The sequence below is a fragment of the Clostridium malenominatum genome (assembly GCF_039521365.1).
GTDB lineage: Bacteria > Bacillota > Clostridia > Clostridiales > Clostridiaceae > Clostridium_AW > Clostridium_AW malenominatum.
The window spans coordinates 855,600-872,464 of the sequence record NZ_BAAACF010000001.1; the positions used below are offsets into that span (position 1 = coordinate 855,600).

At 31.2% G+C, this 16,865-nt stretch carries 14 protein-coding genes; 12 read left to right on the top strand and 2 right to left on the bottom strand.

Annotation, left to right across the window (positions count from 1 at the left end; genetic code table 11):
• The first annotated feature begins 41 nt into the window (after window positions 1-41).
• Window positions 42-692 (top strand): hypothetical protein, encoded by a 651-nt coding sequence (locus ABDZ69_RS04260; protein ID WP_343766971.1) that lies wholly within the window; start codon window positions 42-44, stop codon window positions 690-692.
• A gap of 163 nt (window positions 693-855) precedes the next feature.
• Here the strand turns inward: ABDZ69_RS04260 and ABDZ69_RS04265 are convergent, their stop codons facing one another.
• Entirely contained in the window at window positions 856-1,497 is a 642-nt protein-coding gene (locus ABDZ69_RS04265; protein WP_343766973.1) for a DUF6143 family protein, read from the bottom strand.
• Between the two features lie 296 nt (window positions 1,498-1,793).
• Here ABDZ69_RS04265 and ABDZ69_RS04270 point away from each other — a divergent pair, with 296 nt between their 5' ends.
• The 10 genes from ABDZ69_RS04270 to ABDZ69_RS04315 all read left to right on the top strand — a co-directional run bounded on the left by ABDZ69_RS04270 (window position 1,794) and on the right by ABDZ69_RS04315 (window position 15,669).
• On the top strand, window positions 1,794-2,171 hold the full coding sequence (locus tag ABDZ69_RS04270; RefSeq protein WP_343766974.1) for an HIT family protein: 378 nt from the start codon (window positions 1,794-1,796) through the stop codon (window positions 2,169-2,171).
• Entirely contained in the window at window positions 2,164-4,680 is a 2,517-nt protein-coding gene (locus tag ABDZ69_RS04275) for a DEAD/DEAH box helicase family protein (protein ID WP_343769585.1), read from the top strand. Before ABDZ69_RS04270 ends, ABDZ69_RS04275 begins: the two co-directional genes overlap by 8 nt.
• Complete coding sequence (locus ABDZ69_RS04280) at window positions 4,667-4,975, top strand: nucleoside triphosphate pyrophosphohydrolase (protein WP_343766977.1); 309 nt, start codon at window positions 4,667-4,669, stop codon at window positions 4,973-4,975. The genes ABDZ69_RS04275 and ABDZ69_RS04280 overlap by 14 nt, the downstream gene beginning before the upstream one ends.
• Window positions 4,976-5,287: 312 nt before the next feature.
• The gene (locus ABDZ69_RS04285) at window positions 5,288-6,742 is read left to right on the top strand and encodes an ATP-binding protein (protein ID WP_343766978.1); all 1,455 of its coding nucleotides are present in this window, start codon (window positions 5,288-5,290) and stop codon (window positions 6,740-6,742) included.
• A gap of 6 nt (window positions 6,743-6,748) precedes the next feature.
• Window positions 6,749-9,496, top strand: coding sequence for a Z1 domain-containing protein (locus ABDZ69_RS04290; RefSeq protein WP_343766979.1), 2,748 nt, complete (start codon window positions 6,749-6,751; stop codon window positions 9,494-9,496).
• A complete protein-coding gene (locus tag ABDZ69_RS04295) occupies window positions 9,483-10,418 on the top strand; it encodes a PD-(D/E)XK motif protein (protein ID WP_343766981.1) in 936 nt (311 codons plus the stop codon). Before ABDZ69_RS04290 ends, ABDZ69_RS04295 begins: the two co-directional genes overlap by 14 nt.
• 12 nt (window positions 10,419-10,430) lie before the next feature.
• Window positions 10,431-12,518, top strand: a complete 2,088-nt coding sequence (locus ABDZ69_RS04300; protein WP_343766983.1) for an AIPR family protein — start codon at window positions 10,431-10,433, stop codon at window positions 12,516-12,518.
• A gap of 263 nt (window positions 12,519-12,781) precedes the next feature.
• Window positions 12,782-14,437 carry a DNA cytosine methyltransferase gene (locus ABDZ69_RS04305; RefSeq protein ID WP_343766985.1) on the top strand — a complete coding sequence of 552 codons (1,656 nt, stop codon included), beginning with the start codon at window positions 12,782-12,784 and terminating at the stop codon, window positions 14,435-14,437.
• Between the two features lie 202 nt (window positions 14,438-14,639).
• Window positions 14,640-15,269: a hypothetical protein gene (locus ABDZ69_RS04310; protein ID WP_343766988.1), complete on the top strand. Its 630-nt coding sequence runs from the start codon at window positions 14,640-14,642 to the stop codon at window positions 15,267-15,269.
• Between the two features lie 85 nt (window positions 15,270-15,354).
• Window positions 15,355-15,669: a hypothetical protein gene (locus ABDZ69_RS04315; protein ID WP_343766990.1), complete on the top strand. Its 315-nt coding sequence runs from the start codon at window positions 15,355-15,357 to the stop codon at window positions 15,667-15,669.
• A 268-nt stretch (window positions 15,670-15,937) separates the two neighbouring features.
• Here ABDZ69_RS04315 and ABDZ69_RS04320 read toward each other — a convergent pair whose 3' ends face one another.
• Window positions 15,938-16,039 (bottom strand): putative holin-like toxin, encoded by a 102-nt coding sequence (locus ABDZ69_RS04320; RefSeq protein WP_343766992.1) that lies wholly within the window; start codon window positions 16,037-16,039, stop codon window positions 15,938-15,940.
• Between the two features lie 556 nt (window positions 16,040-16,595).
• Here ABDZ69_RS04320 and ABDZ69_RS04325 point away from each other — a divergent pair.
• Entirely contained in the window at window positions 16,596-16,841 is a 246-nt protein-coding gene (locus ABDZ69_RS04325) for a DUF4351 domain-containing protein (protein WP_343766995.1), read from the top strand.
• Window positions 16,842-16,865 lie beyond the last annotated feature (24 nt).

A 16,865-nucleotide genomic window follows, 5' to 3' on the forward strand; every position in this document is an offset into this window, starting at 1 on the left:
AAATGTTACGCATAAATAAAAATAAAGTTAGGGGGAATCGTATGCAATCAAAATGGTTGAAAGAACAAGAACGTATAGTTGATGAATTTCGTGAGAAAAAAAGAAAACAATTTCCTATGGTAGCAGGAATAATTTGTGTAATGCCTATTTTATTTTTGGTAATAGGTTTTATAAATGGTGGGATACCATCAGAAGAAAATATGCCTGTTATGATTACAGTAATGGGTATTATCATAGCTGTAATCTGTTTAGCTCTTTTCTTAGGTAAACGTCAAAATAACAAACAAGGATGCCCAGAGCTTCGTAAAAATTTAGAAGAAATACTTATTACACAAGATGAAGCTTACCAATTTGACAGTGAGATGGCGTCAGCTCCTTTACATAGGGTTGAATTAAAAGATGGTGAGGGTGAATATTATTTTACCGAACATTATTTAGTATACAAATTTGGCAGAGTTCCATTGACAGATTATAAGATTTTTAAGCTTTCAGAGGTTTATTCTACTAAAACTATATCCTTAAAAGATCATTCAAGTATTATTGGACTAGGAAGAGAATATTTTACTAATCTTTGTGATAAAGACCGCAATATATTAGGTGGAATCACAATTAAAAAGAAAAAACAATATGAGGAATTTATTGAGGCTTTGCAACGTTTTGTGCCCGATGTTAGGTTGGGAGAAGGAAGATAATATATATTTATATAGTGGACAAATTATTATATGAATATATAAGAAACAGAGGCTTAGCTATGGAGGCTTTTGAGCTATTATAAGGAATAATTTAAAGTACGTAACTAACGGCGTTCTACTATAAGGTTGAACGCCGTTAGTTTTATTCATTTTGCAAATCTTATTAGCATATAGGTTCTTCCCACCAACCAAAAGCAACTCTACCTGAAGCTGCTAAATTCGGTGTTTCTGGGTTAGATAAAAAGATTAGGAAAGAACCTCCAGGTGGAAATATAAATTTTCCTTGTTCATCATCTACCAAGGTAGATTCAGGCAGACCACGTCGTACAAAAGCCTTAATACCCCCTGTTGGATCTCCCTCCACATTTGTTGCATATTGAAGTTTTATCCTAGGACATGGCAAAGGACAAAGTGCTAAGTTGGCAGGTGTTACTAGTGTTGAATCCTGAGGTGTTCCAGGGGGGGTAGTGTTAAACCAGATTTGGGCTCGGAAGGGTCCTTCAGATACATCCGTCACAGTCCAAACTGTTACATGCAAGTTTACTCCTGAATTCATAGGATTATATAGCCTTGCCCAGGCGCTAGTGCCTTTCCCAAAGGTGAGATTATCAGCATATCCCACGAAGTATTTTCCTTCCAAAGATTTAGCTAAGTTAATTGGTACAGAAACGGCATAGTCCAATGATGGTTTATTTATGGAAGGTTGAGCAGGATAACAACATTGAGGACATCTATGACATTGATTATAATAATTCTGACTATTTTGACAGTGTTCGCAGTAATTTCCATTAGGGTAGTTGTACATAAGCTATGTCTCCTTTCAATTATATTCACTGTATTATATGTGCTATCTTAAGAAAGGTTTACTTGATGGAAATGATGCCTTTTTACTTGGAGGTAGGGGGATTTTTCTTTTAAAAGATAATTTTGAAGATATTTATAAGTTATTTACAGTAATATATTTAAAATGTAAAATATCTACAATATTTTGTTAAAGTATGTCAATTTAATGGTGTTCATGCTAAAATGTTCTTAGGATAAATTAGGAAGTATGTACAAATATTAAATATAATTATCATTGTTTTATTGGGAGGGAAAGATATGCAAGAGTGTATATTTTGTAATTATAATTCATCAGAAATAATATGTGAAAATAAGTTGGCCTTTGCCATAATGGATAAGTTTCCAGTAAATGAAGGGCATGTATTAATAATACCTAAAAGACATTTCCCATTTTTCTTTGAAGCTACAGAAGAAGAAATAAAAGCTATATATAGCCTTATGCATGAAGTTAAGGAAATGATAGATATACAGTATGAACCATCAGGATACAATGTAGGAATCAATGTAGGTTATTATGCTGGGCAGACAATAAATCACTTACATGTACATCTAATTCCAAGGTATAAAGGAGACGTAGAGAATCCTAGAGGAGGAGTTAGAAATATAAAGAAAGCCTTAGTTGCCTATGATGGGTAAGAAAATTAATAAAATAATTAAAGTAAAAAAAAGAGAGCATGTAAACATTGCAGTAGAAGAAAACTTTGCATATAAAGAAGCCGAAATTTTGAGTAGCTGTATTACAGGAGATGGAAACCATCTTTTAGATAAGCTGAAAATTTCTTTTAAGAGGGCTAAGTCAATTGATATAATAGTAGCTTTTTTAATGGAATCTGGAGTAAAGCTTATAGTGGAGGATTTGAAAGAAGCCATAAAAAGAGATGTGCCTATAAGAATACTCACAGGAAATTACCTTAATATAACTCAGCCTCAAGCTCTTTTTCTTCTAAAAGATGCCCTAGGTGATAAGGTAGATTTAAGATTTTATAATGTTGCTAATAAATCATTTCATCCAAAGGCTTATATATTTAAATATGAAGATGGAGGGGACATATTTGTTGGTTCCTCAAACATTTCAAAATCTGCTTTAACTGATGGAATAGAGTGGAATTATAGAATTCATAAAAATGGCCATGAGGTAGAATTTAAATACTACAAAGATGCATTTGAAAATCTTTTTAACAATTATTCCATCGTGGTAGATGATAATGAGTTGGATGGATATTCAAAGTCATGGAGAAGACCCAAGCTCTTTATAGATTTGGAAAAATACGAGGATAATGAAGTAGAAGATAAAATAATAAACTACCCTTCTCCTAAAGGAGCTCAAATAGAGGCATTATATAAGTTGAAAAAATTTAGAGAAGAAGGTTTTGATAGAGGATTAGTTGTGGCAGCCACAGGTATAGGGAAAACTTATTTAGCAGCTTTTGATTCAAAGAATTTCTCCAAAGTACTATTTGTGGCACATAGAGAGGAAATTTTAAATCAGGCTAAAGAATCCTTTGTATGTGTTAGACCTGAAGCGAGTACCGGATTCTTTAATGGAGAGGAAAAAGTTAGGGATACAGATATTCTATTTGCCACCGTACAAACCTTAGGTCAGAAGGAATATTTATGTGAAGAATATTTTAAAAGGCATCATTTTGATTACATAATTATAGATGAATTTCACCATGCTGTATCTAAAAATTATACCAACATACTAGAGTATTTTACACCAAAGTTTTTACTTGGATTAACAGCTACCCCTGAGAGAATGGACAATAGAGATGTATTTGAGATATGTGATCATGAAGTAGTTTATGAAGTAAGGCTTAAAGAAGCAATTAATAAGGGATGGCTAGTACCTTTTAGATACTATGGTGTTTATGATGAAACAGATTACGGAAAGATAAGTTTTAAAAATGGTAAGTATGATGATCTAGAATTAGAAAAAGCTTTAATGATAGGTAAAAGAGCGGATTTAATATTAAATCATTATAAAAAATATAATAGCAAAAGAGCTTTGGGCTTTTGCTCTAGCAGAAATCATGCGAATTACATGGCAAAATATTTTTGTGAAAATGGAATAAAAGCTTGTGCTGTAATGAGCGGAGATAAAATGGAATATTCCATGGAAAGAGGAGAAGCTATAGACAAACTAAAGGATGGAGAAATAAAAGTTCTTTTTTCTGTAGATATGTTTAATGAGGGATTAGATGTTCCTTCTGTAGACATGGTTATGTTTTTAAGACCAACTCAATCTCCCACAGTATTTTTGCAGCAACTAGGTAGGGGGCTTAGAAGACATAATGATAAAAAGTATGTTAATGTGTTGGATTTTATAGGTAATTATAAAAAGGCTAATTTAATACCCTTTTTTATAAGTGGAGATATAAAAAATATAGATAAAAAAGGTAAGGGTGGGTATATTCCAGGGGAAGAAGAATACCCAGAAGATTGTATTGTAAATTTTGATTTTAGATTAGTAGATTTATTTAAGAAGTTAGCAGAAGAGCAAAGAAAGATAACAGATATAATCATAGGAGAATTTTATAGAGTAAAAGAGGAAATAGGGGAAAGACCAACAAGGCTTCAAATGTATAAATATATGGATGATGATATTTATAGCAATATACGTTCAAAGGCTAAAATAAATATTTTCAATGATTACTTAGGATTTTTACATAGCATAAATGAGCTTTCAGAAGGTGAAAAGAAGCTTATAAATACAGTAGCACATGAATTTATAAAGAAAATTGAAACCACACCTATGACTAAAACCTATAAAATGCCACTACTTTTAGCATTTTACAATAAGGGAGATTTAAAGCTTACTGTAACAGAAGATGAAATATATATGAGTTTTAAAGAATTCTACAGCAAGCCTTCTAATGGAGTAGATTTACTAAGGGATAAGTCTAGTAAGGACTATAAGACTTGGGGTAAAAAAGAGTATTTAAAAATAGCAAAAAATCCAAGAGATGCCTTTGTAAATTCAGCAGGAGAGTTCTTTAAAGAAAATGGTGACAGTTACTCATTAAGGGATGAGTTGAAAGAGTTTATAAATAATAGAATATTTGTGGAACATTTTAAGGATGTTATTGATTATAGAATTAGTAGGTTTTATAAGGAAAGGTTGGAGAAAACTAATGAAGATATATAACAAATTAGTAAGAGATAAAATACCAGAAGTAATAGAAAAAAGCGGCAAGAAATGTGAAGCAGAAGTAGTTTCTAAAGAAGAACACTACATAAGACTGAAGGAAAAACTTAAAGAAGAGGTAGATGAGTTTTTAGAAGCGGAAAACATAGAAGAATTAGCTGATATTTATGAAGTTATAGCGGCACTAGCTTCTTTTGTTGGAAAAGGAGAAGTGGAGCTTATGGAAGTTAGGGAGAAAAAGAGAGAGGAAAGAGGGGGATTTAGTGAGGGGGTAGTGCTTAGGGCGATTGAGTAGCATTTTTTATTATGGGGTTATAAGGAAACAAAGGTTAAGGATTATATTGCTACATATGCTGAATGTATATGTTTTGTGAAGATAGAGGAAAAAATAGAATGATATGAAAAGTTTTAAAGGGTTTTAAGTAAAAGTTGTCTGCGATTTATGTTTACTAAGATTAAGGTTTGGTGAGGGGGGATTTGATGGAATCGCGTTTTTACCCATAACTAATTGGGTTTTGAGTATTTGTTAAGTTTTACGAATTTGTAAATAGAAAATATGTAAGTCTATTCACGAAAGAGTTTAATATTAGTTAGTTTGAGGTGTATTATGAGAACTATTAATTTGCCACCATATGCTCCAACCCTTATGGAGTCCACGAGAGCAATTGGTTACTCTCTTGAAGCTGCTATTGCAGATATTATAGATAATAGCATTACTGCACAAGCATCCATGATAAGTATTAAATTTTTCCCGATCGGACAACCGTACATTTCTATTCTTGACAATGGATCTAGTATGACAGGAAATGAAATTAATGTTGCTATGCAATATGGGAGTAAAAATCCAAGAGAGGAAAGAGAACCAAATGATCTTGGTCGATTTGGACTCGGTCTTAAGACAGCATCGCTATCTCAATGCAGAAGGTTGACGGTGGTTAGCTTAAAGAATGGTGAACTTTCTGGTAGAAGATGGGATCTTGATTATGTACTACAAACTGGAGAATGGTCACTTATTATCCTTGAAGAGGATGAAATTAAACAAATGCCACAATTTAATGAACTTATTACACATGGGAATGGAACATTAGTAGTTTGGCAAAATCTTGATAGATTAAGTATTGGAGAAAGTGACTTTGTTACATCTTTGGGATTGAAAATGGATACAGTTAGAGACCATATATCATTAGTTTTTCACAGGTTTTTATCTGGAGAACAAGGATTAAAGAAAATAGATATATTAATAAATAGTGATAAATTGAAAGCGGCTGATCCTTTTTTAGCAAAGAAGAGTATTCAATCAATGGACGATGAGTCAATAATTATTAGGGGACAGAGCGTAATTGTAAGACCATATATATTACCGCATACTTCGAAATTATCGGAATCTGAAATTAAAGAGTTAGGTGGTAAGGATGGTTTAAGAAGGAAACAAGGATTTTACGTTTATAGAAACAAAAGATTACTTGTCTGGGCAACTTGGTTTAGATTAATGAAGCAAGGAGAATTGTCAAAACTTGCAAGGGTTCAGGTTGATATTCCTAATTCACTTGATGATTTATGGACACTAGACATAAAAAAGTCAACAGCAATACCACCAGAGGAGATACGAAAAAATTTAGGAAATATCATTGAAAAAATTTCTGAAGGAAGTAAAAGAACTTGGACATATAGAGGTAAAAAAGAAATAGATGATTCAAAAATCCATATTTGGAACAGGATAAAGACAAGACAAAATGGAATTATTTACGAGATTAATAGAGATTATCTTCTAATAGAGAAATTACAAGATATTAGTATAGAAACTAAACAATTGTTGGAGCAGTTGCTATTACAAATAGAGGGTAATCTACCATTAAATTCATTATATATAGATCTAACAAGTGATGAGAAAGTTGAAAACGAAGTAAAAATTTCAGAAAGTGCAACAATCGATTTATTAATTCAATTGTTGTCAGGATGCAGAAACAATTTTGAAAGAGAGGAAATGCTAGAAAGATTGCTTTTGACTGAACCATTTTCAGAATATAGGGAAGTTATATATAGAAATTTTAAAAAGGGGTAAAACAGAATGAACAAAGTTAATATTGAAATGTTAGAAAGGTTTATTTCGGCAGTTATAAACACAAAGTACAAGGAAATTCCACCAACTGAAGCTGAATTTATAAAGGAAGCAAATGATATCAGAAATATGACACAAGCAACTTCGCCTGTAACAGATGAAGAATATGAATATATATTAAAAAAGTTAAAGGCTTCAATGGTTATTATTATGGATGATGGAGTATATATTTATGACCCGAATAGCAAGCATCAATCGTGGTTACCAGCAAGGCGTGCTGATATTGATTTCTTCTATTGGAACAGATATAAAAAGTACCTTGAAGATGAAAGAGGATGGAATACAAGAGTTACTGCAACATTAGATAAGGTTTCGGATGAAATTATAGATTTGCTAGGTGACCCGAAAGATCCAACAAACTCTTTTCAGAGAAGAGGTCTTGTACTTGGAGATGTTCAGTCAGGTAAAACAGCAAATTATACAGCAATATGTAATAAAGCTGCTGATTGTGGATATAGGGTTATCATAGTTTTGGCTGGAATGATGGAAAACTTGAGAATACAAACACAAGAACGATTAGATACAGAATTTGCTGGAAGAAGAAGCAAATATCTGTTAGACCCTAAAGCTGATCAGATTATAAAGAATACACCTTTTGGCGTAGGAAGAATTAATCCGAATAAAAGGATTTCTTGTTTTACATCTGTTAATACAGATTTTAATTCTGTTATCTTACAAAGCAATGATTTAACATTAACGAATATTAGTGAACCAGCAATTTTTGTTGTTAAGAAAAATAAAAAGGTGTTAAATAATTTACAAAGTTGGTTGGTTTCAAATAATGCAGATATGAATAATAAAATAGATTTACCACTTCTATTAATAGATGATGAAGCTGATAATGCTTCTGTTAATACAAAAAAAGATGATCAGAATCCAGCGGCTATAAATGCTTCGATTAGAAATATATTGAATAGTTTTTATCAGGCATCATATTTGGGTATTACAGCAACCCCTTTTGCCAATATATTTATTAATCCAGAGACAAAAGATGCCATGATTGGAGATGATTTATTTCCAAGAGATTTTATATACGCATTATCACCTCCAACTAATTACATAGGGGCTGATGCGATTTTTGGTGGTAATGGAACATACACTAATTCAGTTTTAAAGATTAAAAACGAAGAAATGGATAATTTTTTCCCATTTAAGCATAAAAAAGATGATGATATTTATGCCTTGCCACCAAGTATGTTTGAAGCAATAGGGTATTTTATGATTGTAAATGCAATAAGAGATTTCCGTGGAGATAATACCGAACATAGATCAATGCTTATAAATGTTAGTAGATTTACAGATATTCAAACAAAGATAAGTGAGCTAGTGAATGAGTGGCTTATAAAAGTCAGGTCAGAACTAAGAAATTATGCAGCATTAAATAAAGATGAGTCATCTCAAATATATTCAATACGATTTCTGAAAGCAATTTGGGAAAAATATAAATTGGAGGGTATTGCAAGGTGCTCTTGGGTAGATTTGCAGCAGAAATTTTTATATAAAGCAGTAACTCCGATTGATGTACGTGCTGTAAACCAAAAAACAGGATCTGCAAGTCTAGATTATTATGCTCATAAGACAAATGGGTTTAGAGTAATAGCTGTAGGAGGGAATAGCTTATCTAGAGGACTTACGCTTGAGGGCTTATGTGTAAGTTATTTTTACAGGAATTCTCAAATGTATGATACTTTATTACAAATGGGAAGATGGTTTGGTTATAGAACAAATTATGATGACTTATTTAAGATATGGATGGCAGAAGAAGCAGTTGATTGGTATGGGTATATAACAGAAGCCACCAATGAGTTAAAGCTTGAAATAGCAAGAATGAGAGCTGTTAATCAAACTCCCTCAGAATTTGGACTAAAAGTTCGTCAAGACCCTAGTTCTTTAATAGTTACGGCTAGGAATAAGATGAGGACAGCTACAGCGGTTACAAGACCTATTACTGTTTCAGGCAGACTCTTAGAAACACCAAGGCTAAAGAATGATAAAAATATTTTAAATTCTAATGAAAAAGCTTTCAAATTGTTTGTTGCTAATCTAGACAGCATAGGAACCGCAGTAGAAACTTCACAAACTGCGAAGTTATGGAAAGGCATTCCCAAGGATTTAGTAGTCAATTTGCTCAGAAGTTTTGATACACATCCTTGGCATTTAGCTTTTCAGGGTAGAGCTCTTGCTGATTATATAGAAAATAATATCGAACTGTCAGATTGGGATGTTGCAATGCCTCAAGGATCAAGTGCAAATATATATACTTTAACAGGTGCATATAATGATATTGAAATTCGACCTGCTGTACGTACTGTAACAGAAGATAATAAAATGATCAAAATTAATGGGAGTAAGGTAAAAGTTGGTGCTGGTGGTTCTACCAGAATTGGTTTAACTGAAGATGAAATCAAAAAGGCTAAAATTGAATTTGCTAAAAATCATCCAAATAAGAATATTTCAGATAGTGGTTATCTAATTAAGGGAAGAAAACCTATATTAATGCTCCATGTGATTGAAAGTAAGGCAGAAGAAGGAAAGAAACTTTCTTCCAATATTCCAAAATATATTTTTGCTTTGGGAATTGGCTTTCCAGGTAATGATGATGGTACAAAAGTTGCTAATTATGTTGTTAATATGGTTGATTTAAAAAATTGGATTGAAATTGATGAAGATGAGGATGATGAAGATGTTATCGAATAAGGAATTAATAAAAAAGTGGGATGAAATTCCATTTTATGGTGGTGGCTATAAGCGAATAGATAATACTCATCCAATTGAATGGTATATTGGTTATGAAGATATGAATCAAAAGACAATTCTTTTATTAACTAATAATGACCCAGGAAATATTTCTTCCTCTAAATCAATAATTGCTTCAACAGGTCAAAGAAAGGATGGTAGATGGGCAATTTCCTTTCGATTAATCAAGAAGGGGAATGAGGATGTATTTATTCATTTGTGTTGGGACATTATAGAATCTTCTCGTGATAAATCGTTAGGATGTGATACAGTTGACTACATTGTTGAAAGATATAATAAATGGCTAAAGTTAATGGAGCATCAGCGGCCAGAACTTATGGATGATACACACATAAAAGGGCTTATAGGAGAAATGTTATTCTTAGAAGAGAATATAAAAAATGGTATGGAACTACAAGTAGCTGTAGATGGATGGATTGGACCAGATGGTGCAGATCAAGATTTTGTATATGTTAATGGATGGACAGAAATTAAGTGTATAGGAATATCAACAAATAGCATATCAATATCTTCTATAGAGCAATTAGATGCAGAATTACCAGGTTGGATTTGTGTATATTTTTTAGATAAGACAGCACCGGAAAATACAAAAGGATTTACGTTAGTGGAAAAAATTGAGGAATTAAGAAGTGTATTTGCAAATAACGTAAGAGCTAGAGAAGTATTTGAAAATAAACTTTTTAAATATGGCTATAGTGATAGGAAAGAGTATAATGAACAGAGATATAAATTTGGTGGTAAAAAGAAGTATAAGGTTGATGATGACTTTCCAAGGCTTATTAAGTCAAATATTCCATTTGAAATAATATCAGCTAAATACAACATTAGTTTAGCAGGAATCGAAGGTTGGAGATTAAAATAGGAGTGAATGAATATGGACATGAAAGATTTTCGCAAAGATTTTTTAGAGGACATAAAATCAACAGCAGCTGCTGTTGGTGAAGGATCATCATCTGCTTTTGTACAGATTTCAACTGAATATTTAATTAGTGCAGAAGTTTTGCCAGATTTCATATTTTCTTTTTTTATTGGTACTGGAAAGAATAATAGAAAATATAGAGTAGATGGATATGTTCTGGATGAATTTGATTATACTATGAATCTCATAGTGGCAGATTATTCGGGGAGCGAAGGGGAAAGGGTAGTGACACGTTCGCAGGCAATTCAGATATTTGATAGGTTGCTTTACTTTATAGATGAAGCTTATGGTGATAGGTTGTATAAGGAAATAGAGATAAGCACACCATGTGCAGACTTGGTTGAGCTATTAAGATCTAATAAAAGCAGGATTAGAAAATATAGACTATTATTAATAACTGATGGGTATATGAGTGATCGAATTGATGTGTTACCATCAAAGCTTATCGGAGATATCGAAGCAGAATTGCAAATCTGGGATATCGAGAGATTGTTTAAAGTTTGTTTTTCTGATACGGGAAGGCAAAATATTGAGATTGACTTTAAAGCATATACAGGAAAAGGAATACCCTGTCTTGAAGCAAGCGGTACAGCAACAGATGAATATAGAAGTTTTTTATGCATAATACCTGGACATATATTAGCAGATATTTATGATTACTTTGGAAGTCAATTACTTGAAGGAAACGTAAGATCATTTTTATCAACTAAAGTAGCAGTAAATAAAAAAATTAGAGAAACTATATTAAAAGTACCAAATATGTTTTTCGCTTTTAATAATGGAGTTTCTGCAACAGCGATGGATTTAGTAATTGAAAATTTAGAGGATGGTAAATACATTACTCATGCAAAAGATTTTCAAATAATAAATGGTGGACAAACAACAGCTTCGTTATCTAACGCAAGACATAAAGATAAAGCAAATCTTGAAGATGTTTTTGTCCAAATGAAAATTACAGAGATAGATGCAGATGCCGATAAATCAGGAGAATTAATAAGAAATATTTCAAGATCTTCTAATAGTCAGAATAAAGTAAACGACGCAGATTTTTTTTCTACACACCCGTTTCATATAAGAATGGAGCAAATTTCACGAAGAATTTTTGCTCCAGCAATAGGAGGTACACAATACGATACAAGATGGTTTTATGAGAGAGCAAGAGGGCAATATTTGCAGGCTCAGATGCGTATGACAAAGTCTGAAAAAAATAAGTTTGTAGCACAACATCCCAAGAAACAATTGCTTACTAAGACTGATTTAGCAAAGGTAAGAAATTCATGGAGAGGGTTACCACATATAGTTAGCCGAGGAGCACAAACTAACTTTATGAATTTTGCAGAATGGATTGACACAGAGTGGTCAAGTTCTGACGTAAGATTTAATGAAAAATATTTTCAAGAATCTGTGGCACTGACAATATTATTTAAGCATACTGAAAATATTGTTACTCATCAGTTATGGTATGAACAGGGTTACAGGGCAAATATTGTCACATATTCTATTGCCCTGTTACATGAATTGGTAAAATCTCAGTTCCCAGACAAGGAAATTGATATGCAAATAATTTGGAATCGTCAGTCAGTGCCAGAAGTGATAACAAATGAGCTAGTAAATATTACGAAAGCTGTATTTGAAACAATAACTGATTCTAAGAGGGAAACAATAAATGTAACACAGTGGTGTAAACGAGAAGCTTGTTGGGCAAAAGTTAGAAATAATAAAATATTATTAAGTAATAAAATAGAAAAGGTCTTAGTTGATAAAACTCAAATTCAATCAGCAGAGAAAGAGGCCAGAAAAGATCAAAAGTTGATTTCAGGAGTTGAAGCACAAACAAAAGTTTTGGAGTATGGGGCTGAAAACTGGAAAAGAGTTAAGGAATTTGTATTAGTAAAGAAGTTAATCACACCAGAAGTATTTACAGCATTAAAGGTAGCAATACAAATACCTATAAAATTACCAAATTCATATCAAAGTCAAAAATTATTAGAGCTTCTTGATAAAGCTTACTCTGAAGGTTATAAAAATGAAAAATTGGTATAGTAAATTTATTGATTTAGATTAATAGGGTATTAAAGATAAGAAATTTAATATAGTAAAATCAATATGGCAGTATTTATTTACTAGTAAAGATATTTCTGCTATTATGTTAATGAGTTATAATAGGGGTTAGTATACTAATAATAACAATGTTTTATCTAATATAGTGATAATCTTCAAGACTATTCTTTACAATTGTTAGTTAGAGTATAGAAATAAGAGAACGTAAATACTAGAGAAAGGGTAATTTTATAGGGTAAGTATAGATGAAAAAATATACAACAATAGATTTGTTTGCTGGTGCTGGGGGCCTTAGTTATGGCTTTCAAGAGACCGGGAGATTCGACATAAAAGTTGCTGTTGAATACAATAAACATGCTCAAGAAACCTATAAAAAAAATCATCCAAGTGCTGAAATGGAGTCTGATATTACTCAAATTACAAATGATAAATATAGAGCAATAAAGGAAAAGTATGGTGATGTAGATGTAGTAATAGGTGGACCACCTTGTCAAGGATTTTCAAATGCTAATCGTCAAAAAAATGAGTTGATTTGTGGTAATAATCAATTAGTAAATGAATATATTAGGGCAATTGAACAACTTAAACCTAAAGCCTTTGTAATGGAAAATGTTAAAATGATTAATTCAAGTAAACATAAATTTTTTTGTAGTGAAGAAAATAAAAGAATTGTAGAAAAATTAGGTGTTAATATTAAAAAGGAAAAGGTATCCATTGCTGAGGCTACGATTTGTACAAGCGAATTTATAGATTTTTTGAAGCATGAATACTTTCTAAAAAAATATACACTAGAAAAACAGGATTACATTAAGTTAAATGCTTTATATCGCAACTCAAAATCTTTAGAGCAACTAAATAAATATATTAAAAAATCAGAGAAAGCTATAATTAAGATATTAGACAATTGGGGAAATTTTAAGATTAATTTTTGGAATGAGGAATTCAAGCAAATTTTCAATGAAGCTAAAGACATATTTAATACATTTTTAAAGACTGGCAATGAATATAATGCTCTTAAAAATTCATTAAAAGTAATAATAGAAACTCACAAGGCTATTTATAAAATGCAGGAAATTAGGGATTATAATATAATTTTAATAGATATGGCTATAGAAAAAAATAATATTTGTGTATTGGTTAATACATATAATATTATTGAATACGTTATAAAAAAATTCAAATCCATAGGATATGATGTAGAATCTGGTGTTTTAAATGCAGTTAATTATGGGGTACCACAGAATAGAGAGCGGTTTATTATCATAGGCATTAAAAATGAATATTTAAAAAAAGACAAAGTACAATTACCAACGGCAATACTTAAGTCATCTAATGAGTTTTATACTATACGAGATGCTATAGAGGAATTGGCACATTATGAAACAACAGTAAAAGTTGAATCAATTCCGATACAAAAGAATGATAAAAAAACAAGGGATTTAAATCCTTTGCAAAAATATCTGAATAAGGGAAAATTAATATTTAATCATATAGTGACAGATACCAGAGATACTGCATTAGAACGTTTTAAGAATTTACAGCCTGGGCAAAATTTTCATGATTTAAATGAAAATTTAAAAACAACTTATAGTGATCCTACAAGAACACAGAATACTATTTACTTACGTTTAAATTATGAAATGCCATCAGGGACAGTTCTAAATGCTAGAAAGTCTATGTGGATACATCCTGACAATGATAGGGCTATCAGTATAAGAGAAGCTGCCAGGCTCCAATCATTTCCAGACAACTTTGTATTTTATGGAACTAAAGATGCTCAATATCAGCAAATTGGCAATGCAGTTCCGCCATTACTTGGTAGAGCAATTGCAGAAAAATTGTTAGAGTTACTTGGTGATGAACCCAATGAAAAGTTAGAGAATATAATATTAAGAAAATAGTTGTTATTCTAAAGAACAACCGATTTATAGAGCAAGATGGTTATGTACCACCCAAAGTTTGTTGAGAAATGATGAATATATATAACAAAATGCGTTAGTAGATAGAATTGAAATTCTTAACCTAACGCATTTTCTATTTGATCCAAAATAACTTTTCTGCTAAGATCAGATCAATTATTTTAAAAAAGGGAGAAAATTTAATATGAATAACTATATATTTTTAACCCATGAAGGATGTACTTATCAGCCTAATTCAGAATCAGATGTACCAGACATAGAAAATCTACAAGTTATAGGTTTTTCTCATGGTATAAATCCTAAAGAAGCTTTCTGCAATTTAATTGGTAATAGAACATATTTGTTAAACACTAGTTTTGATATGATATTTTGCTATGAGCTATCTAAAAATTACAGAGAGTGCTATACAGAGTTTAGTATAAAAGATGATTATAATGCTGAGAATTATGAACAGGAAGAGGTTAATGATATACTAGATAAAATAAGCAAGGACATGGATTTGAATATAGATGAAAGTAATTGGATATTTAATGCTATTTTTAACATTGCCCAAAATAACCTTGCTACTGCTAAAGATATTATAATTAATGAGAGATATGGCAACTATTATTTAGGTATTAATAATTATTCTGAGTTATGTTCTAGTTTAATTAATGATGAAGCTTTATGGGACAACAAGTATTATTATAAAAATCTTTATGAGTTTTTACTGAAAGACCATAGTGAAAAAGATTTGAAAGAAAGGCTCCAGGGGGAAGGATGGTTTATTTCTGAAGGGTTTGCTATATGTTTGGATAGAGATGTTATTCTTTGATATATTTTCCTACTTTAAATGCACAAAATAACACTATGGACATATTATAATATGGAATAGTAATATTATAGAGGTTAAAGTAGCAATGAGTAAAAAAGTATCAATTAGCCTTCCTGACCATGTTTATACTCTAGCTAAAAAGAAATCTAAATTCACCCATGGAGATAATTTTTCAGGTTACATTAGAGATTTAATCTGTAAGCAGTTTACGGAAGAAGAGTTAAAGAATGAACTTAAACCTTTATGGACAGGACGAAAACAACTAGCTAAATTAGATACCATATGTGAATATTGTAAAAGACAGATTATCGCAGCAAATACAGTTATATACCAAACTGATTTAGGATTTACTGAGGAATGGAAAAATTGGGTTCATGAGGAGTGCTGTAGGAAAGAATAATTGAAATGCCTAAAAGTAATATTTAGGAAATTGCCTACTATCCGCCAATGGGAAGGTAGAATTAATTAAGAATTTAAAAGAAAAAATATCAAAAATATATGTTTATTTTTAATATTTACTTTGTTATAATATAATTAAGATATGAGCAAAATAAAAATAGGGTGCTCTAACACCCTATAGTATACAATTCTAGTTGCTTAGGCAACTGGCATCACTATTAAATTTAATATTTAAAAATAGTAGCTATCCAAATTGCAGTCTGGGGCTACTATTTTTTTGAGATTTTTTCTATAAGCAACACTATTAATGTTAATAGTGCAATTAAGAATAATCCACCTTCAAATAGTAACATTAAAACGTCGTTACTCATATGTATCACCTCCCTTCATAAAGAGATGAGTGATACCAGTAGCCCACATTCAACTATAATAAATTGTACTCGTCGATTATAGCATATTTTTAGTTATGATTCTACAGAGAATTCTATATTCCAGAGATTTTGCATCAAAATTCTAGAAGTAAGGATCATCCATTTTATGGAATGGCCTCTGGGGTAGGTAAACAAACTGTAAACACAATTTGTTTTACTAGTAATAATTATATAAAAGGTGAATTTGATGAAGGAAGTAACAGCAGCGATTATAGAAACAATTTTATTTTCAAGGGACAGTTACTAATTATTACTGAAGCAAACTTAGAGTTGCCTAAGGCAGGTGGGTATCTGTATTATATTATCAGCAAGTTTGGTAGATTGCCCCCTCGCAAGAGGGTCAGGCACCACCCGAAGTTTGTTAAGAAATATTATATAAGGTTAAAAAATAAATTAACATATTTAATAATCTAATGCATTTTTATATTTGATTAAAATAACTTTTGCTAAGATTAAATAAATCATTATAAAATTAAGATTCAAGGAGTTGATATCAATGACCGAAATAGGAAAAATGTTAAGAGAAGATGGGGTAAAAGAGGGAATAAAAGAGGGAATGAAAAAGGGTAAAGAGGAAGGCAAGGCTGAAATTCTCATAAAACAACTTATAAAAAAGTTTAAAGCTATTCCAGAAGAATATAAAGAAAACATAAAAAAATTAGATGAAGAGACTATTGATGTTATTGCTACGGATATTTTTGATATTGAAACGTTGGACGAATTGGAAAAATATTTTAAGTAATAATGCTATGGAACACCGTGAAAA